Here is a 23,148-nt window from a genome sequence, read left to right as displayed (position 1 = left end):
GCGGCTCAGCCCGCGGTGGCCGCGGCGGCCTCGGCCGCGCGGGCGCGCAGCGCGGCGACGGTGGCCGCCGGGTCCGCGGTGCCGTAGACAGCGGAGCCCGCGACGAAGCAGTCCACCCCCGCCTCGGCGGCCGCTTCGATGGTGTCGGCGTTGATGCCGCCGTCGATCTCCACCAGCAGCCGCAGCTCGCCGGAGTCGACCAGCCTGCGCACCGCCTTCGCCTTGGCCAGCACCTCGGGGATGAACGACTGGCCGCCGAAGCCCGGCTCCACGCTCATCACCAGCAGCGTGTCGAAGTCGCGCAGGATCTCCAGGTAGGGCTCGATCGGGGTGCCCGGCTTGACCGAGAGCCCGGCCTTGGCGCCCGCCGCGCGGATGTCCCTGGCGACGGCGACCGGGTCGTCGGTGGCCTCGGCGTGGAAGGTCACGTTGTGCGCGCCCGCCTCCGCGTACGGCGGCGCCCAGCGGCCGGGGTCCTCGATCATCAGGTGGCAGTCGAGCGGGATGTCGGTGGCCTTGAGCAGGCTCTGCACGATCGGCAGGCCGAGCGTCAGGTTCGGCACGAAGTGCGCGTCCATCACGTCCACGTGCAGCCAGTCCGCGCCTGCCACCGCCCTGGTCTCGGCGGCCAGGTTGGCGAAGTCGGCGGAGAGGATGGAGGGGGCGATCATCGGCCGGTCGGGGCGGGCGAAGGTGGGAGTGGACACAGCGCGGAGTGTATCGGCCGTGCCCAGGGGCGGTCCGCGCGGTTGTGCCGCGCCGCGGGTGGGTAACCTCTGGGCGTGATCAACATTTCGGCGGAGAAGGGGATCTACAGCACCCCGGTGGAGATCAGGGTGGCGGCCGCGGTCTCGCAGCTGCCCATCGTGCGCGGCCTCGCCGAAACCCTGGTGCTGCTCAGCGAATTCACGCTGGACGAGGTGGCCGACGTGCGGCTCGCGGTGGACGAGGTGTGCTCGAACCTGATCGAGGTGGCGGCGCCGGACAGCTACCTCAGCTGCCGCTTCGTGGTCGGCGAGACCGACCTGCTCGTGCACGTGAGCGGGCTCGCGGCCACCGAGGGGCTACCCGACCAGCGCAGCTTCGGCTGGCACGTGCTGCGCACCCTCGCCGATTCCGTGGAAGCACACCAGGGTCCGTTCGACGCGACCGCCTCCGGATACCCGACGTGGGTCGAATTCCGTCGGGTCCGGGGCAAGGCGTGACGGACGCACGGCCCGAGGTCGATCCGCAGCCCGGCCCGGAGGGCGCCGGGCCGGACCAGGGCGCGCCGGAGCCGCGGGCCGCGGCCGCCGCCGACGCGGTGGACGACCCCGATGAGGACGATCTCGGCGGCGAGGACGACGCGGTCGAGGAGTACGGCGCGAAGGGCGCCGTCCCCGGTTACGACGACGTCGCCGCGCTCTTCGGCGAGCTCGGCCGCGCCGAGCCGGGCAGCGCGCAGCACGCGGCGCTGCGCGCGGAGCTGATCAACCGCTGCATCCCGCTCGCCGACCACATCGCGCGCAAGTTCAGCGGGCGCGGCGAGCCCTTCGACGACCTCACCCAGGTGGCCAGGGTCGGGCTGGTGCACGCGGTGGATCGCTTCGACGTCGGCCGCGGCTCCAACTTCCTCTCCTTCGCGGTGCCGACCATCATGGGCGAGGTCCGCCGCTACTTCCGGGACAACACCTGGGCCATGCGGGTGCCGCGCCGGGTCAAGGAAACGCACCTGCGGATCGGCGCCGCGATCGATTCGCTCTCGCAGACGCTCGGCCGCTCCCCCACCGCCAAGGAGATCGCCGCCGAGCTCGGCGTCGACCCGGACGAGGTCACCCAGGCGGTGATCGCGGGCAATGCCTACCAGCCCAGCTCCATCGACGCCGCCTCGCTGGGCCGCGACACCGAGGCCTCGCTGCTGGACACGCTCGGCGAGGAGGAATCGCAGTTCGACCGGGTCGAGGAGTACGTGGCGATCCGGCCGCTGCTCGCCGGGCTGCCCGAGCGCGAGCGGCGCATCCTCACCATGCGGTTCTTCGAGTCCATGACGCAGACCCAGATCGCGCAGCGGATGGGGATCTCGCAGATGCACGTCTCCCGGATCCTGGCCAAGACGCTGGCCCGGCTGCGCGAGCAGACCGCGCGCGAGTAGTCAGCCCTCCCGCTGCTTGCGCAGCTTCGCCGGGGCCGCCTGCCACCACGCGCCGTCGACCAGCTCGGCGAGCTGGGCCTGGTCGACCCGGTCCAGGTCGACCAGGATGCTCGCGTAGCCGTCGTAGTGCGGGGTGGTGAAGAAGGCCGGGTCGCCCGCGGCGAGCAGCGCCTCCTTCTCCGCCATCGGGCAGCGCAGCATGACCGCGCCCTCCGCCTCGGTGCGCAGCCGCGCGAAGCCCTTGCCGCCCGCCTTCAGCGCCGGGGTGCGGTACCAGGTGCTCTCCTCGACGCCGGGCAGCTCGCGGGCGAGCGCGACGACGTCCTCCCAGGTGCAGGTCATGCGCTTCAGTCTGCGCGATCCCGCGCGTCTCGGATTGGACGAATGGAACGCGGGTCAGGCGGGTCTGCGCAGGGCGGCGAGGAACATGGCGTCGGTGCCGTGCCGGTGCGGCCAGAGCTGCGCGGCCGGGCCGTCGCCGACGTCGGTGACGCCGGGGAGCAGCGCGGGGGTGTCCAGCTCGAGCGCGCCGGTGCGGCGCACCACGTCGCCGACGACCGCCGCGGTCTCGGCCAGGTGCGGTGAGCAGGTGGAGTAGAGCACGACGCCGCCGGGGCGCAACAGCTCGTACGCGGCGGTGAGCAGCTCGCGCTGCAGCGCGGTGAGCTCGGCGAGGTCGTCCGGGCGGCGGCGCCAGCGCGCCTCGGGGCGGCGGCGCAGCGCACCGAGGCCGGTGCACGGGGCGTCGACCAGGACGCGGTCGTAGCCGGGTTCGAGGCCGCTGTCCCTGCCGTCCGCGACGTGCACCCGGACCGGGAGGTCGTGGGTGGCGCGGCGGACCAGCTCGGCGCGGTGCTCGGAGCGCTCCACCGCGTCCACGGTGTAGCCGTCGATGGCGGCGAGCGAGCCGAGCAGGTTCGCCTTGCCGCCCGGGCCTGCGCAGAGGTCGAGCCAGCGGCCGGTGTCGGCGCCGTCGAGCTCGGCGCGGGTGAGCGCGAGCGCCACCAGCTGGCTGCCCTCGTCCTGCACCGCGGCCATGCCCGCCCGGATCGGCTCCAGGTCGCCGGGGTCACCGCCCTCGTCCAGGTAGACGGCGTACGGGGACCAGCGGCCCTCGGTGCCGCCGGTGACGAGGGCCAGCTCCTCGGCGGTGATGTCGCCGGGGCGGGCCACCAGGTGCACCGCGGGGCGGGCGTCGTCCGCCGCCAGCGCCGCGCCGAGCTCGCCCGCGCGGGCGCCGAGCGCGTCGGCGAAGGACTGGGCGATCCAGAGCGGGTGCGCGTGCTCGAAGGCGAGGTGGGCGACCGGGTCGGCCGGGGCCAGCTCCGCGATCCACTCCGCCAGGGTGCGGTTCGCGGCCTTGCGCAGGACCGCGTTCACGAAGCCCGCCTTGCCCGCGCCGTGCTCGGCGCGGACCAGGGCGACCGAGGTGTCCACCGCGGCGTGCGCGCCGATCCTGGTGCGCAGCAGCTGGTAGGTGCCGAGGCGGAGGACGTCGAGCAGGTCGCCGTCGATCTGCTCGATCGGGCGGGCGGCGGCCGTCTCGATCACCGCGTCGAGCTGGCCGCGGGCGCGGCTGGTGCCGTAGGCGAGTTCGGTGGCGAGGGCGGCGTCCCGGCCGGACAGGCGGTAGCGGCGCAGGAGCGCCGGGAGGGCGAGGTTCGCGTAGGCGTCGCGTTCGCGGACGTCGCGCAGGAGGTCCCTGGCCGCGAGGCGCGCAGCGTCTTCCGGTGCGCCGGAACGCTTCCCGCCCGCCCGGCGCCCGTCGTCCCGGGCCCTGCCTGGTTGCCGGTCACCGCCTCGCCGGTTGTCGGCACCCCGGTCACCGGTCCGCCCCCGGCGACGTTCGTCGCCGGAATCCGCGGCTGCGCCGCGGAAGCCACCCGAGCGGCGCTCGCCGCCCTGGCCGCCGGAATTCGGGCGACGTACATCGCCCGCGCGGTCCCGCTCGCCGACGCGCCGACCACTGCCGTCGCCGGAGTTCGTGCGGCGTCCACCGCCGGGACGGTTGGCGTTGCCGCGACCTTCGGCGCTCATTCGACCACCGTTCCGGTGCCCAACCGCGCTCCGCGGGCCCAGTCGAGCGCGGGCATCATGCGCTTGCCCTGCGGCTGGACCTGCCCGAGGCGGACGGCGGTGGTGGCGGTGCCGACGTAGACCCCGTCCCTGCGCACCTCGACGGCCCCGCCGGGCAGTTCGTCCTCGACGAGCTCGACCGGGCCGAGCTTCAGCCGGGCGCCGTCGACGAGCGTCCACGCCCCGGGGGCGGGGGTGACGGCGCGGATCCGGCGCCCGACGTTGAGCGCGGGCTGATCCCAGCGCACCCGCCCCGCCTCCGGGGCGAGCTTCGGCGCGTAGGAGACCCCGTCCGAACTCTGCGGCACGGCGTGCAGCGTCCCGTCCTCGACCCCGTCAAGCGTGGTGGCGAGCAGGTGCGCCCCGCTCACCGCGAGCTTCGCCAGCAGCGTCCCCGCGGTATCGGTGACCTCGATCTTCTCGGTGATCACGCCGAACACCGGCCCGGTGTCGAGCCCGGCCTCGATACGGAAGGTGGAGGCGCCGGTGATCTCGTCCCCGGCGTCGACCGCGGCCTGCACCGGCGCCGCCCCGCGCCAGGCGGGCAGCAGCGAGAAGTGCAGGTTGATCCAGCCGTGCCGCGGGATGCCGAGGATCCGCTCCGGCAGCAGCGCCCCGTAGGCGACCACCGGGCAGCAGTCCGGCGCCAGCTCGGTGAGCTGCTCGACGAACTCCGGCTCCCCCGGCTTGCGCGGGGTGAAGACCGGGATGCCGTGCTCGTCGGCGAGCAGCGCCACCGGCGACCTGCTCACCTTGCGCCCGCGCCCGGCGACCGCGTCCGGCCTGGTCAGCACCCCGATCACGTCGTGCCGCGGGGACTCGAGCAGTGCGCGCAGCGCCGGAACGGCGGGCTCCGGGGTCCCGGCGAAGAGCACCCGCATCAGCGACCGCCCCCCGCGCCGAGCCCGCGCGATTCCCGGACCGTGATGCCCGCGCCGAACCAGTCCGACTCGCGGATGGTGCGCATGGCCTCCTTGCGCGCGGCCGGGTCCAGCCGGTCCAGGAAGAGCACCCCGTCCAGGTGGTCGGTCTCGTGCTGCACGCAGCGGGCGAGCAGCCCGTCGGCCTCGAAGGAGACCGGCGCGCCGGTGACGTCCACGCCGGTGGCGCGCAGCCGCAGCGCGCGGCGCACGTCGTAGCGCACGCCGGGGATCGAGAGGCAGCCCTCCGGCCCGACCTGCTCCTCCTCGCCGAGTACCTCGTAGCTCGGGTTCACCAGGTGCCCGGCCGCGTCCCCGGTGTCGTAGACGAAGACCCGCAGCCCGACCCCGATCTGCGGCGCCGCCATCCCGACCCCGCCGTCGTCGTGCATGGTGTCGGTGAGATCGTCCACCAGCCTGCGCAATTCGGCGTCGAAGGCCGCCACCTCGGCGGCCCGCGAGCGCAGGATCGGGTCGCCGAAGAGGCGAACGGGCTGGACGGTCACGGCGGGCTCCCGGGAAGACGAGACAACGGTCGTCCCATTCTAGAGAGCCCGCCGCGGCGGTCAGGAGTTGCCCGCGATCACCACCTGCGGAATGCCGGTGCCGAGCGGCACCGGCAGGCACACCGGCGCCGGCGCGTGCTCCGGATCGAGCACCTCGATCAGCAGGTCCTGCACGAACGGGTCGTAGACCATGTGGAAGTGCCCGGTCAGGTCGGCGGCGCAGAGGTCCTGCAGCGCGATATTGCGCGCGTTCGGGCCGTGCAGCGCGATATTGGCGAAGGGCTGGATCATCTCGTCCACCCGGCTGCCGATGGTGATGTACTCCGGCCCTGGCACGGTGTCGCCGCCCGCGTTCAGCTCGAGCATCACCGGCGAGCCCTGCGCCTGCTGCACCGCCGCCAGCGAGGTCACCCGCTCGAAGACCTGCAGCACGCCCGGGATCGCCTGCGCGATCGGCACCAGCCCGTACATGACCCCGCCGTAGCTGGGCGAGGCCAGCCCGACCCAGCGGCCGACCTTCGGCGCCCCGCCGAGCTTGTTCGTGTAGTACCTGGTCACGTTGGCGCCCTGCGAGAAGCCGACCAGGTCGACCTGCGCGGCGCCGGTGGCGGCGAGCACCTGGTCGACGAAGGCCGCGAGCTGCCACCCGCTGGCCCGCAGATCCTCGGTGCCGTAGCTCAGCGCGCCCGGCGCGCCGCCGTAGTTCAGCGCGAAGACGCAGAACCCCGCGGCGGCCAGCCGGGGCGCGATGGCCGAGTAGTCCGAGTAGGCGGACGAATCGGTGCCGTGCGCCAGGATCACCGGCCGCGGCCGCTCGGCATCGGGCACGCAACCGAAGTCGTTGGTCCCGGCGGGCACGACGCGCGGATGCTGCTTCTGGTAGAAAGCGGCGGCCAGGTGGTCCGGCTGCGGCGGCCCCTGCTCGGTCGGTACCTCGGCTGCCCGGAAATCGCTCGGCTGCGCGGTAGCCGTTCCCCCCGCTGCCCCCACCGCGGTGCCGAGCACCGCGCCCGCGACCACCGCGAGTACCGCGGCCCGGCGCCGCAATTGTGAAAATCCCCTACCCCACACCCATGACGGTTGTTCCATACAACAATTCTTGCGCCCCCCAGCGCTTTTCGCGGCGCGAGCGGGGTGCTTTCACACCTTCGTTACCGCGCGGTCGCCGCACCGTTGCGGAGCGCGGGGGACGCCGCTCGGAGCCGGTTTGTCATGCCCCGAATTCCGGTGCCGGAGGCGGGATCGGACACCGCGGTTACCCGGGCGTGTCCGACCCCGCGCGCGAGGTCACCGTTCGCTCTCGGCCGCTCCGGGCTCGTCGTCGTCGGCGAGGATGCGGTACAGCGCGCGGCGGGCCTCGGTGAGCACCTCGGCCGCCTTCGCCGCCTGCGCGGGGGTGCCCGCGGCGGCGACCTGCCCGACGGCGCCCATCAGCGACCCGACCAACTCGCGCAGATCCCGCGCGTGCGGCCCGACGTCGCCGGTGACATCGGCCCAGGGGTCGCCGAGCTCGGCGCGCTGCTCCTCGACGTAGCGCACGCCCTCCTCGGAGAGCTTCGCGGTCTTGCGGCCCGCGACCTTCTCGATGACGATCAGCCCCTCGTCCTCGAGCTGCGCCAGCGCCGGGTAGATCGAGCCGGGGCTCGGCCGCCAGACGTCCTCGCTGCGCTCGCGGATCCGCTGGATCAGCTCGTAGCCGTGCATGGGCCGCTCGGTAAGCAGCAGCAGCACCGCGGCGCGCACGTCACCGCGCCTGCCCCGCCCGCCGCGCCCGCGGCCGCGACCGAAGCCGGGGCCGAAACCGCCGGGGCCGCCGGGGCCGCCGGGGCCGAAGCCGGGGCCGAACTCCGGCCCGGGGCCGAAGCCGTGCCTGCCGCCGCGGCGGAAGTGTCCGCGGCCCCGCTCGAACGGGGGACGCGGACCGAATTCACCGTGTCGTGGGTGTTCCATGATTGCCTCCTCGGGCTCTCGTGTTCGTTTCGCAGTATCGACGATATATCGACAATAGATCGAACGCAAGGAAGCCGCGTTTGTTCCCGGCGGGTGCACGGCGCGTGGGCGGCGGGTCAGCCGATGTCGACGGGGTCGATCTGCACGCGGAGCGGGGCGTCGGAGCGATGGGTGCTGCGCACCGCCTGGGCGGCGGTGAGCGCTCGGGCGAGCTCGGCGCCGCCCGCGCGCGGGACGCGGAGCAGGATCCGCTCGATCGGCTCGGCGCTCCCCGCCGCCGACGGCGGTCGGGCGCCCTCCGGCAGCGGGACCGGGCCGAGCACCTGCACACCGTCGGGAAGCGCTGTGGCGGCGAGCAATTCGGCGACCGACCCGGTGGTGCCGTCGACCGCGGCGAGCCGGACGGCGGGCGGGAAGCCGACCTCGGCGCGCGCCGCGAGCTCGGCGCGGGCGTGCCCGACCGGGTCCCAGCGCACCAGCGCCTGCACCGTCGGCACCGCGGGGTCGGCCATCACGATCACCCGGCCGTGCGGGCGGACCAGCGCCGCCGCGGCGGTCCAGCGGCGCAGCGTGTCCTCGGTGGCGCGCAGGTCGGCGCGGGTGAGCAGGGCCCAGCCGTCGAGCAGCAGCCCGACGCCGTAGCCGCCGCGCACCCGCGGCTCGGCGCCGACCGTGGCGACCACGACCTGCGGCCCCGGCTCGACGGTGTCGAGCACCGCGCCGCCGCCGGAGCCGCGGATCGGCACCTTCGGAAAGGCGCGGCCCAGCTCCTCGGCGGTGCGCGCGGCGCCGATCACCACGGCGCGCAGCGCGCGGGCGGCGCAGGCCGGGCAGCGGAACGCCGCCTCGGTCGTGCCGCACCAGCGGCAGGCCGGGCTGTGCGCGCCGTCGCCCGCGTGCTCGGGGAGCGCGAGCGGGCCGTTGCAGCGGCGGCAGCGGGCCGGGGCGCGGCAGCGGGCACAGGCCAGCGCCGGGACGTAGCCGCGGCGCGGAACCTGCACCAGCACCGGCGCGCCCTCCTTCAGGGCGGCGCGGGCCGCGGCGAAGGCGACGCCGGGGATGCGAACGGCCCTGGCGACCGGGTCGCGCTCCAGGGCGATGTCGCTGTCGCCGGGGGCGCTGATGTGCGGGGTGTGCTCGCGGACGACGGCGCGGTCGGCGAGCAGGTCGTGGGCCCAGCCGGAGTCGACGGCGGCCTGGATCTCCGCGGTGCGGGCGAAGCCCGCGGCGACGAAGGCGGCGCCGGTCTCGTGCGCCCGCAGCATGGCGACCTCGCGGGCGTGCGGGTACGGGGCGCGGGGTTCGGCGAAGCTGTCGTCGCCGTCGTCCCAGAGGGCGATCAGCCCCAGGTCGCGGACCGGGGCGAAGACTGCGCTGCGGGTACCGACCACGACTGTCGCGGTGCCGCGCAGCGCCGCGAGCCAGCGGCGGTACCGGGCGGACGGGCCGAGCCCGGCGGCCAGGCCGACCACCCGGTCGCCGAGCAGGGTGGTGCATTCGGCCAGGACGCGGTCGAGGTCGCGCTGGTCGGGGACGAGGAGGAGCGTCCCGCGGCCCGCGGCGTCGGTGAGCGCCGCCAGTTCGGCGAGGCGGCGGGGCCAGTCCTCGCCAGGGAGGGCCTGCCAGGCGGCGCGCGGGTTGCGCGGGGCGCGCAGCGCGGTCAGGAACGCGGGGCCGTGGGTGTAGCGGGACCACGCCGTTTCGTCGACCGACGGTTCCGCGGCGGCCACCCCGGTGGGAGCGCGGTCCACCTCGCCCGGTGCCCGCTCGGCTGATTGCGCGGTCAGTGCCGAATCCTGCGGGTGCGCAGTCGAATCGATGGGATTCGCCGGCGGCGCGGCCGATTCGCCCGCTTTCGCGGATGCCGGTTTGCCCTCCGCGCGGGCGTGCCTGGGCGGGATGGCGAGGCGGAGGACATCCGCGCGGGTGCCCGCGTAGCGCGCGGCGACGGCGCGGACCAAACGTTCGATTTCGGGGGTGAGCACCCGCTCGGGGGAGACGACGCGCTCCAGCGGGCGCAGGGTCCCCTCGTGCTCGCTGCGGTCGAGGCGGGCCAGCAGGTAACCGTCGACGAGCCTGCCCGCGAAGCGGACGCGCACCCGGACGCCGGGCTGCGCCACGGCGTCGTACTCCGGCGGAATCAGGTAATCGAAGTCGCGGTCGAGGTGCGCGGGGGTGAGCAGGGGCAGCACCCGCGCGACCGCGGGGGGACCGGAGTGGTCCGGCCGCGGACCGTCCGCCGTGCCGGCGGCACGGTCCGCGTCGGGTTCGTCCACTCCGGCTCGGCGGGCTACAGCCCGGCGGCGGCGCGCAGCTTGTCCGCGCGGTCGGTGTGCTCCCAGGGCAGGTCGATGTCGGTGCGGCCGAAGTGGCCGTACGCGGCGGTCTGCGCGTAGATCGGGCGCAGCAGGTCCAGGTCGCGGATGATGGCGCCGGGACGCAGGTCGAAGGTCTCGGTGATGGCCGCGGCGATCTTCGCCGGGTCGGTCTTCTCGGTGCCGAAGGTCTCCACGAAGAGCCCGACCGGCGCCGCCTTGCCGATGGCGTACGCCACCTGCACCTCGACCTTGTCGGCGAGCCCCGCCGCGACCACGTTCTTGGCCACCCAGCGCATGGCGTACGCGGCCGAGCGGTCCACCTTCGACGGGTCCTTGCCGGAGAAGGCGCCGCCGCCGTGCCTGGCGAAGCCGCCGTAGGTGTCGACGATGATCTTGCGGCCGGTCAGCCCGGCGTCGCCCATGGGGCCGCCGAGCACGAAGCGGCCGGTGGGGTTGACCAGCAGCCGGACGTTCGAGATGTCCAGGGTGGGCAGCGCCAGGTCGGCGAGCACGGTGTCGACGACCTTCTCCCTGATGTCCGGCGCGAGCAGGTTGTCCAGGTCGATGTCGGCGGCGTGCTGGGTGGAGACCACCACGGTGTCCAGCCGGACCGCGCGGTCGCCCTCGTACTCGATGGTGACCTGGGTCTTGCCGTCCGGGCGCAGGTAGGGCAGCACGCCGGTCTTGCGGACCTCGGTGAGCCTGCGGGAGAGCCGGTGCGCCAGCGCGATCGGCAGCGGGAGCAGCTCGGGGGTGTCGGTGTTGGCGTAGCCGAACATCAGCCCCTGGTCGCCCGCGCCCTGCCTGGCGATCTCGTCCTCGGTGGTCTCGCCGCCGCCGGTGCGCACCTCGTGCGAGGTGTCGACGCCCTGCGCGATCTCCGGCGACTGCGCGCCGATGGCGATGTTCACGCCGCACGAGTTGCCGTCGAAACCCTTTGCGGAGGAGTCGTACCCGATCTCCAGGACCTTCTCCCGGACGATCTTCGGGATGTCCGCGTACGCGGAGGTGGTGACCTCACCGGCCACGTGCACCTGGCCGGTGGTGACCAGGGTCTCCACCGCGACCCGGCTGCGCGGATCCTCGGTCAGCAGCGCGTCGAGGATGGAATCGCTGATGGCGTCACAGATCTTGTCCGGATGACCCTCGGTGACGGACTCACTGGTGAACAGGCGGCTGCCAGACGTCGGCACAGTTGTTCCCTTCCCCTCACGGGTTGCTCGGTCGGTCTGCGACAGTAGCGGTGTCCCGCGCCCGCGCAAGCCTTCTACTCAGACTATTCCAAAGGGGTGACACCGCGAGGACGCCAGGGCCCGCTCCGGCACCCCTCCGCCGAGGGCGGGCGCGGCCCGGAAAGTTACCCGGAATTCCGTCGCCGCACCCGCGGTCGTTCCGGCGCGGGGTTCAGCGCAGCAGCGGGCCGAGCGCGTCCAGCACCCGGCTGGCCAGCAGCGCCTTGGAGCCGTGGTCCAGCGACTGCTCGGTACCGTCGGCGCCGAGCAGCCAGCCGTCGTTGGTGTCGACCTCGAAGGCCTTACCCTCGCCGACGGCGTTCACAACAAGAAGATCGCAGCCCTTGCGCGCGAGCTTGGCGCGGGCGTGGGTGAGGACGTCGCCGTGCTCGTCGCCGGTCTCGGCGGCGAAGCCGACGATCACGGTGCCGGGCAGCTGGCCGTCGCGGCGGGACTGCACCAGCCCGGCCAGGATGTCCTCGTTCTTGGTCAGCGGGATGACGTCCGGCTCGCCCGCGCCCTTCTTGATCTTCGCGGTGGCGACGCTGGTGGGCCGGAAGTCGGCGACCGCGGCGGCCATGACCACCGCGTCGGCGCCGACCGAGTGCTTCTCCACGGCGGTCTTCAGCTGGTCGGCGGTGGTGATGTGCACCAGCTCGACGGCGGCGGGCGGGGCCATCTCGATGGTGTTGCCCGCGATCAGCGTGACCTGCGCGCCGCGCTGCGCGGCGACCCTGGCCAGCGCGTAGCCCTGCTTGCCCGAGCTGCGGTTGCCGAGGAAGCGGACCGGGTCCAGCGGCTCCCTGGTGCCGCCCGCCGTGATCACCAGGCGGCGGCCCTCCAGGTCGCGCGGGACGGCGTCGGTGCGCTCCAGCAGCAGCGTGGCGAGGCCGAAGATCTCCTCCGGCTCGGGCAGCCTGCCCGGGCCGGTGTCGGTGCCGGTGAGCCGACCGGCGGCGGGCTCCATCACGACGGCGCCGCGGCTGCGCAGCGTCTCCACGTTCGCGACGGTGGCCGGGTGCTGCCACATCTCGGTGTGCATGGCCGGGGCGAACAGCACCGGACATCGGGCGGTGAGCAGGGTCGCGGTGAGTAGGTCGTCGGCGCGGCCCGAGGCGGTGCGCGCCATCAGGTCGGCGGTGGCGGGAGCGATCACCACCAGCTCGGCCTCCTGGCCGAGCCGCACGTGCGGCACCTCGGGCACGTCGGCGAAGACCCCGGTGTGCACCGGGTTCCCGGACAGCGCCTCGAAGGTGGCCTTCCCGACGAACTGCAGCGCCGACTCGGTGGGGATGACCCGCACCGAGTGGCCGGTCTCGGTGAACCGCCGGACGAGGGCGCAGGCCTTGTAGGCCGCGATTCCCCCGCCGACGCCGACGACGATCCGCATGGTTACTCCGCTCCCGCCGGGTTCACTCGCCTTCGGAGTGCTCGAGCAGGTCCGAGTGGATCTCGCGCATGGCCACGGAGAGCGGCTTCTCCTGCAGGCCGGGCTCGACCAGCGGGCCGACGTACTCCAGGATGCCGTCGCCGAGCTGGTTGTAGTAGTCGTTGATCTGACGCGCGCGCTTCGCCGCGTAGATGACCAGCGCGTACTTCGACGAGGTGCGCTCGAGCAGCTCGTCGATGGGCGGGTTGGTCAGCCCGACGGGGGTGTCGTAGGCGGGCGCGGCGATGGTGTCGGTCACTGGCGGAGACTCCTGCGTTCTCGGTGGGCGGCGGCGTCCTGCTCGCGAGAGCCGGACGGGGTGAGCGGCGGGTCGGCGGGCCACCGGGGTTCTCGCGCCGTACGGCGCGAGAACCGGGTCACCGACCGGCTCGGGTCACGAGCTGGAATTCGTGCTGACGAACAACGATACCAACTGCTCACAGGCGCTGGTCAGGTCGTCGTTGACGATCACGATGTCGAACTCGTCACAAGCGGCGAGTTCGATCCGCGCGGTCTCGAGCCTGCGCTCGATCACCTCGGGGGATTCCGTTCCGCGCGACCGCAGCCGGGAGACGAGTACGTCCCAGCTCGGCGGGGCGAGGAAGACCAGCAGTGCGTCCGGAATGGCCCGGCGCACCGAGCGGGCGCCCGCCAGGTCGACCTCGACCAGGACCGGGTGGCCTGCGGCCAGTGCGTCCCGCACCGGTCCGGCCGGGGTGCCCGAACGTTGGAGCCCGCCGTGGATGTCCGCCCACTCCAGGAGGTCGCCCGCCGCGATCATCGCGTCGAACTGCTCCCTGGCGACGAACCGGTAGTCGCGTCCGTCGACCTCGCCGGGCCGGGGGGCCCGGGTCGTCGCCGAGACGCTGAACACCAGCTCCGGCAGCTGCTCCCGCACGCACCGTACGACCGTCGACTTCCCGACGGCCGAGGGGCCGACCAGTACTACCAGTCGACCCTTCCGCGTGTGTTCGACCACCCTCGTCGTCAGGCGTCGAAGTCGAAGCGAGCGAGCAGCGCCTTGCGCTGCCGGTCGCCGAGACCCCGGAGCCTGCGGGTGGGGGCGATCTCCAGCTCGCTCATGATCTCCGCCGCCTTGACCTTGCCCACCTTGGGCAGGGCCTCCAGCAGCGCCGACACCTTCATCTTGCCGAGAATCTCGTCGTTCTCGGCGTCCGCGAGGACCTTCTTCAGGTCGGTCCCACCACGCTTCAGGCGCTCCTTGAGCTCGGCCCGAGCCTTGCGAGCGGCAGCCGCCTTCTCCAGAGCAGCGGCGCGCTGCTCATCGGTCAGCTGGGGAAGGGCCACGGTTCCTCCGTCTCATCGTTCATTGCAACAACGACTGCCGGTAACCCGACAGTCCCAGCGACCGTACCCACGACGCCCGCCGATTGCGAACCCGCCCCCCAGGTCAGCGCATGATTCCGCGGCTCCGCAAATGAACGCGGGAGAGTTCCGCGCGCTGCTCACCGAGGGTACGCCGCCACCGCCGTGACCTCGCCGAACCCGCGCCGACCTGGGGTTTTGATGCGCTGTCCGGAATTTGCGTGGAAGTAGCGACGCCTGGGGCGCGAGTGGTGTCGGCGGGCACCCGCGCGACCTGCAATTTTCTCGAAAATTTCGGCGTGTCCAGCAAAGACCCTCGGCGTGTCGCGGGAATTTTCGCGCGCCGGAACGCGCGTCCGGCTCCGGAAAAGGCGCTGCCCGAGCGCGGAGAGATCCACGCTCGGGCAGCGAGAGGAGGGGTACCGAACCGGGTCAGCCGAGGAAGGCGAAGGCCTCCTGCAACTCGCCCAGGCGGGTGCGCAGCGCCTGCGGCGACGGCCCCGCGCGCAGCAGCTCGCGGGAGACCGCGGGGACCACCGCGGGCAGCACGGCGGCGGGCAGCAGCGCCCGCACCGACTCCGGGCCGCCGCCCTGCGCGCCGATGCCCGGCATCAGGATCGGGCCGTTCAGCGCGGTCAGGTCGGGCGCCCGGTCCAGCGTGGCGCCGACCACGACGCCGACCGACCCCGCCGCGGCGCCCGCATTGCGCGCCGCCGCCTCGTCCACCACGAGCTGCGCGACCGCCCGCTCCCCCGCCACCGCCTGCTGCACCTGCGGCCCCTCCGGGTTGGAGGTGGCGGCCAGCACGAAGACCCCGCGGCCGTGCTTCGCCGCCAGGTCGAGCGCGGGCTCCAGCGAGCCGAAGCCGAGGTAGGGCGAGACGGTCACCGCGTCGCTGCCGAGCGGGCCGTCGGCCAGCCAGGCGTGCGCGTAGGCGTCCATGGTGGAGCCGATGTCGCCGCGCTTGGCGTCGGCGAGCACCAGCGTGCCCGCGGCGCCGAGCTCGGCGATCGCCCGCTCCAGCACCGCCAGCCCGGCCGAGCCGTAGGTCTCGAAGAAGGCGACCTGCGGCTTCACCAGCGCGACGGCGCCGCGGTACGCCTCCACGCAGATCTCGGTGAAGGCGGCGAGCCCGGCCGGGTCCGGGGTCAGCCCCCACTCCCGGAGCAGCCCGGGGTGCGGGTCGATGCCCGCGCAGACCGAGCCGTGCGCGCGCGTGGCCTGCCGGAGCCGTTCGCCGAACGGCGTCATCCGCGCAGCACCGAGTGCAGCTCCTGCAGCGAGCGCACCCCGATGCCGCCGTTGATGGCGGCCTCGATGCCCTGCACCGCGGCGGCGGCGCCCTGCACGGTGGTGATGCACGGGATGTTCACCCCGACCGCCGCGCTGCGGATCTCGTAGCCGTCCACGCGCGGCCCCGAGTTGCCGTACGGGGTGTTGAACACCATGTCGACCTCCCCCGCCCGGATCAGGTCGACGATCGACGGCCCGTCCGCCTCGGTGGCCTCCTCCGAGTGCTTGCGCACCTGGTCGCAGGGGATCCCGTTGCGGCGCAGCATCTCCGCGGTGCCCTCGGTGGCCAGGATGCGGAAGTTCAGGTCGTGCAGCCGCTTGACCGGGAAGACCATGGCCCGCTTGTCCCGGTTGGCGATGGAGACGAAGACCGTGCCCGCGGTGGGCAGCGAGCCGTAGGCGGCGGCCTGGCTCTTGGCGAAGGCGGTGCCGAAGTCGGCGTCGATCCCCATCACCTCGCCGGTGGACTTCATCTCCGGCGAGAGCAGGGAGTCCACCCCGGTGCCGTCGGCGCGGCGGAACCGGTTGAAGGGCAGCACCGCCTCCTTGACCGCGACCGGCGCGTCCAGCGGGACGTGCCCGCCGTCGCCATCGGGGGGCAGCATGCCCTCCTTGCGCAGCCCGGCGATGGTGGCGCCCATGGTGATCCTGGCCGCCGCCTTGGCCAGCGGCACCGCGGTGGCCTTGGAGACGAACGGCACCGTGCGGCTGGCGCGCGGGTTGGCCTCCAGCACGTAGAGCACGTCGTCCTTGAGCGCGTACTGCACGTTCAGCAGGCCGCGCACGCCGATGCCCTTGGCCAGCGCGATCGTCGAGCGCCGCACCGCCTCGATGTCGCTGCGGCCCAGCGTGATCGGGGGCAGCGCGCAGGCAGAGTCGCCGGAGTGGATACCGGCCTCCTCGATGTGCTCCATGACGCCGCCGAGGTAGACCTCCTCGCCGTCGCAGAGCGCGTCCACGTCGATCTCGATGGCGTCCTCGAGGAAGCGGTCCACCAGCACCGGGTGGTCCGGGTTCAGCTCGGTGGCGCGGGAGATGTACCCCTCCAGCGACTGCTCGTCGTAGACGATCTCCATGCCGCGCCCGCCGAGCACGTAGGAGGGGCGGACCAGCACCGGGTAGCCGATCCCGGCGGCGATCCGCTTGGCCTGCTCGACGGTGGTGGCGGTGCCGTACTTCGGCGCGGGCAGCCCGGCCGCGACCAGCACGTCGCCGAACTCGCCGCGGTCCTCGGCCAGGTCGATGGCGGCGGCGCTGGTGCCGACCACCGGCACGCCCGCGTCGGTGAGGCGCTGCGCCAGCCCGAGCGGGGTCTGCCCGCCGAGCTGCACGATCACCCCGGCCACGGTGCCGGACTCGGACTCGGAGGCGTACACCTCGAGCACGTCCTCGAAGGTGAGCGGCTCGAAGTAGAGCCGGTCGGCGGTGTCGTAGTCGGTGGAGACGGTCTCCGGGTTGCAGTTGACCATCACCGTCTCGTACCCGGCGGCCGAGAGCGTCTGCGCGGCGTGCACGCAGGAGTAGTCGAACTCGATGCCCTGGCCGATCCGGTTCGGGCCGGAGCCGAGGATGATGACCTTCTCCCGCTCGCGCTGCGGCGCCACCTCGGACTCCGCGGCGGGGTCGAGCTCGTAGGCGGAGTAGTGGTACGGCGTCTTCGCCTCGAACTCGGCGGCGCAGGTGTCGACGGTCTTGAAGACCGGGCGCACCCCGAGCCGGTGCCGCAGCACCCTGACCCCGGTCTCGCCCGCCAACTCGGGGCGGAGCGCGGCGAGCTGCCGGTCGGAGAGGCCGTGGTGCTTGGCCCGGCGCAGCAGCGGCTCGTCCAGGACGGGAGCCGCGAGCAGCTCGGCGCGCAGCTCGACCAGCCCGGCGACCTCGGCGACGAACCACGGGTCGATCCCGGAGGCCGCGGCCACCTCCTCGATGCTCGCGCCGTACCGCAGCGCCCGCTCGACCTGGTAGATCCGGCCCTCGGTCGGCACCCGGAGGTCGGCCAGGATCTCCTCGATCGCCGCCCGCGCGTCGTCGCCGGTGGGGGCCCAGCGGCCGTCCTCGGTGGTCCAGAAGCCGGCGGCCTTGGTCTCCAGCGAGCGCAGCACCTTGCCGAGCGCCTCGGTGAAATTGCGGCCGAGCGACATGGCCTCGCCCACCGACTTCATGGTGGTGGTGAGCGTGGCGTCGGCGCCGGGGAACTTCTCGAAGGCGAAGCGCGGCGCCTTGACCACCACGTAGTCCAGGGTCGGCTCGAAGCAGGCGGGGGTCTCGCCGGTGATGTCGTTGACGATCTCGTCCAGCGTGTAGCCGATGGCCAGCTTGGCGGCGATCTTGGCGATCGGGAAGCCGGTGGCCTTGGAGGCCAGAGCCGAGGAGCGCGAGACCCGCGGGTTCATCTCGATCACGATGAGCCTGCCGTCGGCCGGGTTCACCGCGAACTGGATATTGCAGCCGCCGGTGTCGACGCCGACCTCGCGCAGGATGGCGATGCCGAGGTCGCGCAGCTTCTGGTACTCGCGGTCGGTGAGCGTCATGGCCGGGGCGACGGTCATGGAGTCGCCGGTGTGCACGCCCATCGGGTCGACGTTCTCGATCGAGCAGACCACCACGACGTTGTCGCGGCCGTCGCGCATGAGCTCGAGCTCGTACTCCTTCCAGCCGAGGATCGACTCCTCGATCAGGACGTTCGCGGTCGGCGATGCGGCGAGCCCGCCACCGGCGATGCGATCCAGGTCGGTGTGGTCGTAGGCCATGCCGGAGCCGAGCCCGCCCATGGTGAACGACGGCCGCACCACGACCGGGAAGCCCAGCTCGGCGACGGTGTCGCGGACCTCGTCCATGGTGAAGCAGACCCGGGAGCGGGCGCTCTCGCCGCCCACCTTCGCGACGATGTCCTTGAACTTCTGCCGGTCCTCACCGCGCTGGATGGCGTCGAAGTCGGCGCCGATCAGCTCGACGTCGTACTTCTCCAGCACCCCGCGCTCGTGCAGCGCGACCGCGGTGTTCAGCGCGGTCTGCCCGCCCAGGGTGGCCAGGATGGCGTCCGGGCGCTCCTTGGCGATGACCTTCTCGACGAACTCGGGGGTGATCGGCTCCACGTAGGTGGAGTCGGCGAACTCGGGGTCGGTCATGATGGTCGCCGGGTTGGAGTTCACCAGCGACACGCGCAGCCCCTCGGCGCGCAGCACCCGGCAGGCCTGGGTGCCGGAGTAGTCGAACTCGCAGGCCTGGCCGATGACGATCGGGCCGGAGCCGATGACCAGGATGTGGCGCAGATCCTCGCGACGAGGCATCTCAGGCTCCTTCCAGGAGACCGCTGAAGCGATCGAAGAGGTACGCGGCGTCGTGCGGGCCCGCGGCGGCCTCGGGGTGGTACTGCACCGAGAAGGCGCGGCCGTCGAGCAGCCGCACGCCCTCGACGGTCTCGTCGTTGGCGCACACGTGGCTGATCTGCGCCCGGCCGAAGGGGGTGTCGAACACCTCGCCGCGCTCGCCCTCCAGCGCGAACCCGTGGTTCTGCGCGGTGATCGAGATGCGGCCGGTCTCGTGCTCGACCACCGGGATGTTGATGCCGCGGTGTCCGAACTTCATCTTGTAGGTGCCGCGGCCGAGCGCCCGGCCCAGGATCTGGTTGCCGAAGCAGATGCCGAAGAGCGGCAGCCCGCGCTCCAGCACACCACGGGTAAGCGCGACCGCGCCGTCCTGGGTGGCCGGGTCGCCGGGGCCGTTGGAGAGGAAGACCCCGTCCGGGCTCAGCTCCAGGATGCGCTCCAGCGAGGTGGTCGCCGGGACCACGTGCACCCGGATGCCGCGCTCGGCGAACATCCGCGGGGTGTTGGTCTTGATGCCGAGGTCGACCGCGACCACGGTGTGCTTGTGCCCGCCCGCGGGCTCGATGGTGTAGACGGCGTCGGTGCTCACCTCGTCGGCCAGGTCGGCGCCGAGCATCGAGCCCTGGCCGGTGACCCTGGCCACCAGCTCGTCGGCCGCCGCCAGGGCGGGGCCGGAGAAGATCCCCGCCTTCATCGAGCCGCGGGTGCGCAGGTGCCTGACCAGCGCGCGGGTGTCGATGCCCGCGATGCCGACCACGCCCTGCTCGTTCAGCGCGTCCGGGAGCGTGGTGGTGGCGCGCCAGTTGGAGGCGCGGCGCGCGGGGTCGCGCACGGCGTAGCCCGCGACCCAGATCTTGCCGGACTCGTCGTCCTCGTCGTTCCAGCCGGTGTTGCCGATCTGCGGCGCGGTCGCCACCACGATCTGGCGGTGGTAGCTGGGGTCGGTGAGGGTCTCCTGGTACCCGGTCATGGCGGTGCAGAAGACCGCCTCGCCGAGCGTCTGGCCGACGGCGCCGTAGGCGGTGCCGCGGAAGATGCGGCCGTCCTCCAGCACCAGCGCCGCTTGCTGTCCTGTCATCCCTCGTCGTCTCCTGTCGTCGGCCGGGACGGGGCTGCCGTCCAGGCCGGATACACGGTCTTGTCGTCGCCGCGGAACCCGGTGTCGATCTCGGTGCCGGTCGGCAGCGTCCAGCGCACGACCAGCACCCCGCCCTCGGTCATCACCTTGCCCGCGTGGCCGCGCTCGGTGCGCACCACGCTGATCGATTCCTGCGGCATCCAGATGGCGGGCGCGCCCGCGCGCTCGAGCAGGATGCCGTGCTCGAAGCGGGTGAGCTCCGCAGTGGCCCGGAAGCCGAGATCGCCGACGGCGATCCGGTCCTGCCAGCTGGGCGCGATGGTGCTGCCCAGGTAGAGCCCGGTGGTCGGCTCCAGCAGCTGGGCGCCGAGCTCGGCCGGGACCGGGGGCAGCTCGCCGATCCGCTCGGCCTGCCGCTTCGCCCGGTTCTGCCAGCCGCGGTACATCAGGTACAGCCCGAGCAGGAAGCAGAGCAGCAGCCCGACGACCCAGAGTATGCGTTCCATCAGAAGCCTCCCGCGCGCACCGCGACCGCGCCGTCGCGGGCGGTGATCCGGCCGCGCAGCACGGTGGCGGTCACCCGCGCGCGGAACGTCATGTTCTCGAACGGGGTGTTGTGCGCGATGCTGGCGAGCTCGTCCCCGCGCACGGTCCACTCGGCGTCCGGGTCGACCAGCGTCAGGTTGGCCGGCTCGCCGACGGCGATCGGGCGGCCCTGGTCGTCCAGCCCGACGATCTTCGCCGGGTTCTCGCTCAGCACCCGCGCCACCCCGCGCCAGTCCAGCAGCCCGGGGGCCACCATGGTCTGCGCGACGATGGCGAGCGCGGTCTCCAGCCCCAGCATGCCGGGGCGGGCGGCCGCGAACTCGCAGCACTTGTCCTGCTCCGCGTGCGGCGCGTGGTCGGTGGCGACGCAGTCCAGCACGCCGTCGGCGAGCGCCTGCCGCAGCGCGGCGGCGTCCGACGCCTCGCGCAGCGGCGGGTTCACCTTGTTCACCGCGTCGTAGGTCGCCAGCCGGGAGTCGTCGAGCAGCAGGTGGTGCGGGGTGACCTCGGCGGTGATCGCGATCCCTTGCGCCTTGGCCCATTTCAACAGCTCGACGGTGCCCGCGGTGGAGGCGTGGCAGATGTGCACGCGGGCGCCGGCGTCCCTGGCGAGCAGGGCGTCGCGGGCCACGATCGACTCCTCGGCGGCGCGCGGCCAGCCGGCCAGGCCGAGCCGGGCCGCGTTCGGGCCCTCGTGCGCGACCGCGCCGACGGTGAGCCGCGGCTCCTCCGCGTGCTGCGCGATGAGCACGCCGAGCGAGTTGGCGTACTCCAGCGCGCGGCGCATGAGCAGCGGGTCGGCGACGCAGTGGCCATCGTCGGAGAAGACCCTGACCCCGGCCTCGCCCGCCGCCATGGTGCCCATCTCGGCGAGCCGCTCGCCCTTCAGCCCCACGGTGACCGCGCCGACCGGGTGCACGTCGACCAGCCCGACCTCACGGCCGCGCCGGAAGACGTGGTCGGTGACGACCACCGAGTCGGCCACCGGGTCGGTGTTGGCCATGGCGAAGACCGCCGTGTAGCCGCCGAGCGCCGCCGCGGCGGAGCCGGTCTCGATGGTCTCGGTGTCCTCGCGGCCGGGTTCGCGCAGGTGCGTGTGCAGGTCGACGAAGCCGGGGAGCAGCACCTGGCCGTGTGCGGCCAGGATCTCGGCGTCGCCCGCCTCCAGGTCGACGCCGATCTCCCGGATCTCGCCGTCCACGATCAGCACATCGACCGGCTCGCCCTCGCCGTACAGCAGCGCCCCGTGAATCAGCAGCCCGCTCATACTGTGCACATCCGGCGCGAGCGCGGGCCCTCCGTGGCTACGCTCCGCTCCCGCCTCCGGGCCTGACGCGCTCACGCCGAGACCGCCTCGTGGGTGCCGACCAGCAGCCGGAACAACACCGCCATCCGCATGTGCACTCCGTTCGTCACCTGTTGCAGAATCGCGGCCTGATTCGAGTCGGCCACCGGGGAGGCGATCTCCATGCCGCGCAGCATGGGCCCCGGGTGCAGCACCACCGCGGCCTCGTCGAGCAGCGCCAGCCTGCGCTCGGAGAGGCCGTACCGGACCGCGTACTCGCGCGCCGACGGGAAGAACCCGCCGTTCATCCGCTCCGCCTGCACCCGCAGCATGAGCACCGCGTCGGCGCCGGGCAGCTCGGCGTCGAGCGCGTGCGAGACCCGCGCGGGCCAGGACTCCACCCCGACCGGGAGCAGCGTGCGCGGCGCCACCAGCACCACCTCGGCGCCGAGCGTGTGCAGCAGCAGCACGTTCGAGCGGGCCACCCGGCTGTGCAGGATGTCGCCGACGATCAGCACCCGCCTGCCCTCGATGTCGCCGAGCCGCTGCCGCAGGGTGAGCGCGTCCAGCAGCGCCTGGGTCGGGTGCTGGTGGGTGCCGTCACCGGCGTTCACCACCGCCGGGCCGCCCGGCCTGCCCTCGGCCACCGCCCAGGCGTCCAGCCAGCGCGCGATCTGGTGCGCGGCGCCGGAGGCCGGGTGCCGGACGACCAGCGCGTCCGCGCCCGCCGCGTGCAGGGTGAGCGCGGTGTCGCGCAGCGACTCGCCCTTGGCGACCGAGGAGCTGCTCGCGCTGACATTGATCACGTCGGCGCTCATCCACTTGCCCGCGACCTCGAAGGAGACCCTGGTGCGGGTGGAGTTCTCGTAGAACACCGTCATCACGGTGCGGCCGCGCAGCGTCGGCAGCTTGCGCACCTCCCGGCCGAGCAGCGCCTGCTCGAACCGCTCGGCCTCGTCGAGCAGCTCGGTCGCGGCCGCCCGGTCCAGGTCGGCGACCGTCAGCAGGTGTCGCATCAGGCCTCCTCCTCGTGGTGCAGGTAGACGCCGTCGCGGGCGTCGTGTTCGGTGAGCAGCACCGAGATGTCCTCCGCGCGGTTGGTCGGGACGTTCTTGCCCACGTAGTCGGCGCGGATCGGCAGCTCCCGGTGGCCGCGGTCGATCAGCACCGCGAGCTGCACGGCGCGCGGGCGGCCGAGGTCGCGCAGCCCGTCCAGCGCGGAGCGCACGGTGCGGCCGGAGAACAGCACGTCGTCGACGAGCACGACCAGGGTGTCGTCGATGCCGCCGTCCGGCACCGAGGTGCGCTCCAGCGGCCGGTGCGGCCGGGAGCGCAGGTCGTCCCGGTAGAGCGTGATGTCGAGCGAGCCGAGCGCGGGGCGGACGCCGGTGAACTCCTCGATCCGATCGGTGAGCCGGGCCGCGAGCGTGGTGCCGCGGGTCGGGATGCCGATCAGGACCACGCGCGGGGCATCCGGCTCGCCGGAGTCCAGCGCGGTCTTCTCGATGATCTGGTGCGCCATGCGGGCGACGGTGCGCCCCACATCGGCGGCCGAGAGCAGCTCGCGAGCGCCTGCGAGCCAGTCGGCGGAGTGCCGCTCGGACGTCTCCCCGCGCGTGTCGTCGGGCACGGCCATGCCGACCTCCTTCCCCGCCTCGCCGGACGGTCCGTTAAAGGATGTCTTACCGGGAAAGCAGCCTAGCAGCGCCGCGAAGGTGCCCTTCACCAG

The 23,148-nt window shown here is 73.4% G+C and carries 22 protein-coding genes; 2 read left to right on the top strand and 20 right to left on the bottom strand.

Features of this window, described 5'->3' with window-relative positions; genetic code table 11:
• Positions 1–5 precede the first annotated feature (5 nt).
• On the bottom strand, positions 6–671 hold the full coding sequence (gene rpe / locus ACFUUZ_RS06120; protein WP_378693143.1) for a ribulose-phosphate 3-epimerase: 666 nt from the start codon (positions 669–671) through the stop codon (positions 6–8).
• 111 nt (positions 672–782) lie between these two features.
• On the opposite strand from rpe, the gene ACFUUZ_RS06115 reads away from it, so the two are divergent.
• The gene (locus ACFUUZ_RS06115) at positions 783–1,205 is read left to right on the top strand and encodes an ATP-binding protein (RefSeq protein ID WP_378693042.1); all 423 of its coding nucleotides are present in this window, start codon (positions 783–785) and stop codon (positions 1,203–1,205) included.
• Positions 1,202–2,131 carry an RNA polymerase sigma factor SigF gene (locus ACFUUZ_RS06110; protein WP_378693040.1) on the top strand — a complete coding sequence of 310 codons (930 nt, stop codon included), beginning with the start codon at positions 1,202–1,204 and terminating at the stop codon, positions 2,129–2,131. Before ACFUUZ_RS06115 ends, ACFUUZ_RS06110 begins: the two co-directional genes overlap by 4 nt.
• Here the strand turns inward: ACFUUZ_RS06110 and ACFUUZ_RS06105 are convergent, their stop codons facing one another.
• From ACFUUZ_RS06105 to pyrR, 19 genes are all read right to left on the bottom strand, one after another.
• Positions 2,132–2,473 carry an MmcQ/YjbR family DNA-binding protein gene (locus ACFUUZ_RS06105; RefSeq protein WP_378693038.1) on the bottom strand — a complete coding sequence of 114 codons (342 nt, stop codon included), beginning with the start codon at positions 2,471–2,473 and terminating at the stop codon, positions 2,132–2,134.
• Positions 2,474–2,527: 54 nt separating this feature from the next.
• Positions 2,528–4,168 (bottom strand): transcription antitermination factor NusB, encoded by a 1,641-nt coding sequence (locus ACFUUZ_RS06100; RefSeq protein ID WP_378693037.1) that lies wholly within the window; start codon positions 4,166–4,168, stop codon positions 2,528–2,530.
• On the bottom strand, positions 4,165–5,088 hold the full coding sequence (gene fmt / locus ACFUUZ_RS06095) for a methionyl-tRNA formyltransferase (RefSeq protein ID WP_378693035.1): 924 nt from the start codon (positions 5,086–5,088) through the stop codon (positions 4,165–4,167). The genes ACFUUZ_RS06100 and fmt overlap by 4 nt, the downstream gene beginning before the upstream one ends.
• Entirely contained in the window at positions 5,088–5,633 is a 546-nt protein-coding gene (gene def, locus ACFUUZ_RS06090) for a peptide deformylase (RefSeq protein WP_378693033.1), read from the bottom strand. The genes fmt and def overlap by 1 nt, the downstream gene beginning before the upstream one ends.
• Before the next feature lie 60 nt (positions 5,634–5,693).
• Entirely contained in the window at positions 5,694–6,680 is a 987-nt protein-coding gene (locus ACFUUZ_RS06085; protein WP_378693031.1) for an esterase/lipase family protein, read from the bottom strand.
• Between the two features lie 240 nt (positions 6,681–6,920).
• Positions 6,921–7,583 (bottom strand): PadR family transcriptional regulator, encoded by a 663-nt coding sequence (locus tag ACFUUZ_RS06080; RefSeq protein ID WP_378693029.1) that lies wholly within the window; start codon positions 7,581–7,583, stop codon positions 6,921–6,923.
• 116 nt (positions 7,584–7,699) lie between these two features.
• Positions 7,700–9,775 (bottom strand): primosomal protein N', encoded by a 2,076-nt coding sequence (locus ACFUUZ_RS06075; protein WP_378693141.1) that lies wholly within the window; start codon positions 9,773–9,775, stop codon positions 7,700–7,702.
• A 98-nt stretch (positions 9,776–9,873) separates the two neighbouring features.
• Complete coding sequence (gene metK, locus ACFUUZ_RS06070; protein WP_378693027.1) at positions 9,874–11,094, bottom strand: methionine adenosyltransferase; 1,221 nt, start codon at positions 11,092–11,094, stop codon at positions 9,874–9,876.
• Positions 11,095–11,305: 211 nt separating this feature from the next.
• Positions 11,306–12,523 (bottom strand): bifunctional phosphopantothenoylcysteine decarboxylase/phosphopantothenate--cysteine ligase CoaBC, encoded by a 1,218-nt coding sequence (gene coaBC, locus ACFUUZ_RS06065; RefSeq protein WP_378693026.1) that lies wholly within the window; start codon positions 12,521–12,523, stop codon positions 11,306–11,308.
• A gap of 22 nt (positions 12,524–12,545) precedes the next feature.
• Positions 12,546–12,821, bottom strand: coding sequence for a DNA-directed RNA polymerase subunit omega (gene rpoZ, locus ACFUUZ_RS06060; RefSeq protein WP_378693024.1), 276 nt, complete (start codon positions 12,819–12,821; stop codon positions 12,546–12,548).
• Between the two features lie 135 nt (positions 12,822–12,956).
• Positions 12,957–13,541: a guanylate kinase gene (gene gmk, locus ACFUUZ_RS06055; protein WP_378693022.1), complete on the bottom strand. Its 585-nt coding sequence runs from the start codon at positions 13,539–13,541 to the stop codon at positions 12,957–12,959.
• Positions 13,542–13,549: 8 nt separating this feature from the next.
• A complete protein-coding gene (mihF, locus tag ACFUUZ_RS06050; protein WP_378693020.1) occupies positions 13,550–13,870 on the bottom strand; it encodes an integration host factor, actinobacterial type in 321 nt (106 codons plus the stop codon).
• Positions 13,871–14,320: 450 nt separating this feature from the next.
• Positions 14,321–15,139 (bottom strand): orotidine-5'-phosphate decarboxylase, encoded by an 819-nt coding sequence (gene pyrF / locus ACFUUZ_RS06045; protein WP_378693018.1) that lies wholly within the window; start codon positions 15,137–15,139, stop codon positions 14,321–14,323.
• Positions 15,136–18,471 (bottom strand): carbamoyl-phosphate synthase large subunit, encoded by a 3,336-nt coding sequence (carB, locus tag ACFUUZ_RS06040; RefSeq protein ID WP_378693016.1) that lies wholly within the window; start codon positions 18,469–18,471, stop codon positions 15,136–15,138. Before carB ends, pyrF begins: the two co-directional genes overlap by 4 nt.
• Before the next feature lies 1 nt (position 18,472).
• Positions 18,473–19,588, bottom strand: a complete 1,116-nt coding sequence (carA, locus tag ACFUUZ_RS06035; protein ID WP_378693014.1) for a glutamine-hydrolyzing carbamoyl-phosphate synthase small subunit — start codon at positions 19,586–19,588, stop codon at positions 18,473–18,475.
• A complete protein-coding gene (locus tag ACFUUZ_RS06030) occupies positions 19,585–20,094 on the bottom strand; it encodes a transporter (RefSeq protein WP_378693013.1) in 510 nt (169 codons plus the stop codon). Before ACFUUZ_RS06030 ends, carA begins: the two co-directional genes overlap by 4 nt.
• Positions 20,094–21,401 carry a dihydroorotase gene (locus ACFUUZ_RS06025; RefSeq protein ID WP_378693012.1) on the bottom strand — a complete coding sequence of 436 codons (1,308 nt, stop codon included), beginning with the start codon at positions 21,399–21,401 and terminating at the stop codon, positions 20,094–20,096. Before ACFUUZ_RS06025 ends, ACFUUZ_RS06030 begins: the two co-directional genes overlap by 1 nt.
• Before the next feature lie 71 nt (positions 21,402–21,472).
• Positions 21,473–22,435, bottom strand: a complete 963-nt coding sequence (locus ACFUUZ_RS06020) for an aspartate carbamoyltransferase catalytic subunit (RefSeq protein ID WP_378693010.1) — start codon at positions 22,433–22,435, stop codon at positions 21,473–21,475.
• Complete coding sequence (pyrR, locus tag ACFUUZ_RS06015; protein ID WP_378693008.1) at positions 22,435–23,055, bottom strand: bifunctional pyr operon transcriptional regulator/uracil phosphoribosyltransferase PyrR; 621 nt, start codon at positions 23,053–23,055, stop codon at positions 22,435–22,437. Before pyrR ends, ACFUUZ_RS06020 begins: the two co-directional genes overlap by 1 nt.
• Positions 23,056–23,148 lie beyond the last annotated feature (93 nt).

The sequence above is a fragment of the Nocardia sp. NPDC057353 genome (assembly GCF_042667085.1).
Classification (GTDB): Bacteria; Actinomycetota; Actinomycetes; order Mycobacteriales; family Mycobacteriaceae; genus Nocardia.
The sequence above is the reverse complement of the archived record's forward strand: the minus strand, read 5'-3'. Positions and strand labels throughout refer to the sequence as shown.

Coding starts and splice junctions, on each gene's coding strand:
- rpe (WP_378693143.1), bottom strand. CDS start 671: ATGATCGCCCCCTCCATCCTCTCCGCCGACTTCGCCAACCTGGCCGCC.
- ACFUUZ_RS06105 (WP_378693038.1), bottom strand. CDS start 2,473: ATGACCTGCACCTGGGAGGACGTCGTCGCGCTCGCCCGCGAGCTGCCC.
- ACFUUZ_RS06100 (WP_378693037.1), bottom strand. CDS start 4,168: ATGAGCGCCGAAGGTCGCGGCAACGCCAACCGTCCCGGCGGTGGACGC.
- fmt (WP_378693035.1), bottom strand. CDS start 5,088: ATGCGGGTGCTCTTCGCCGGGACCCCGGAGCCCGCCGTTCCGGCGCTG.
- ACFUUZ_RS06080 (WP_378693029.1), bottom strand. CDS start 7,583: ATGGAACACCCACGACACGGTGAATTCGGTCCGCGTCCCCCGTTCGAG.
- coaBC (WP_378693026.1), bottom strand. CDS start 12,523: ATGCGGATCGTCGTCGGCGTCGGCGGGGGAATCGCGGCCTACAAGGCC.
- pyrF (WP_378693018.1), bottom strand. CDS start 15,139: ATGACGCCGTTCGGCGAACGGCTCCGGCAGGCCACGCGCGCGCACGGC.
- carB (WP_378693016.1), bottom strand. CDS start 18,471: ATGCCTCGTCGCGAGGATCTGCGCCACATCCTGGTCATCGGCTCCGGC.
- carA (WP_378693014.1), bottom strand. CDS start 19,588: ATGACAGGACAGCAAGCGGCGCTGGTGCTGGAGGACGGCCGCATCTTC.
- ACFUUZ_RS06030 (WP_378693013.1), bottom strand. CDS start 20,094: ATGGAACGCATACTCTGGGTCGTCGGGCTGCTGCTCTGCTTCCTGCTC.
- ACFUUZ_RS06025 (WP_378693012.1), bottom strand. CDS start 21,401: ATGAGCGGGCTGCTGATTCACGGGGCGCTGCTGTACGGCGAGGGCGAG.
- ACFUUZ_RS06020 (WP_378693010.1), bottom strand. CDS start 22,435: ATGCGACACCTGCTGACGGTCGCCGACCTGGACCGGGCGGCCGCGACC.
- pyrR (WP_378693008.1), bottom strand. CDS start 23,055: ATGGCCGTGCCCGACGACACGCGCGGGGAGACGTCCGAGCGGCACTCC.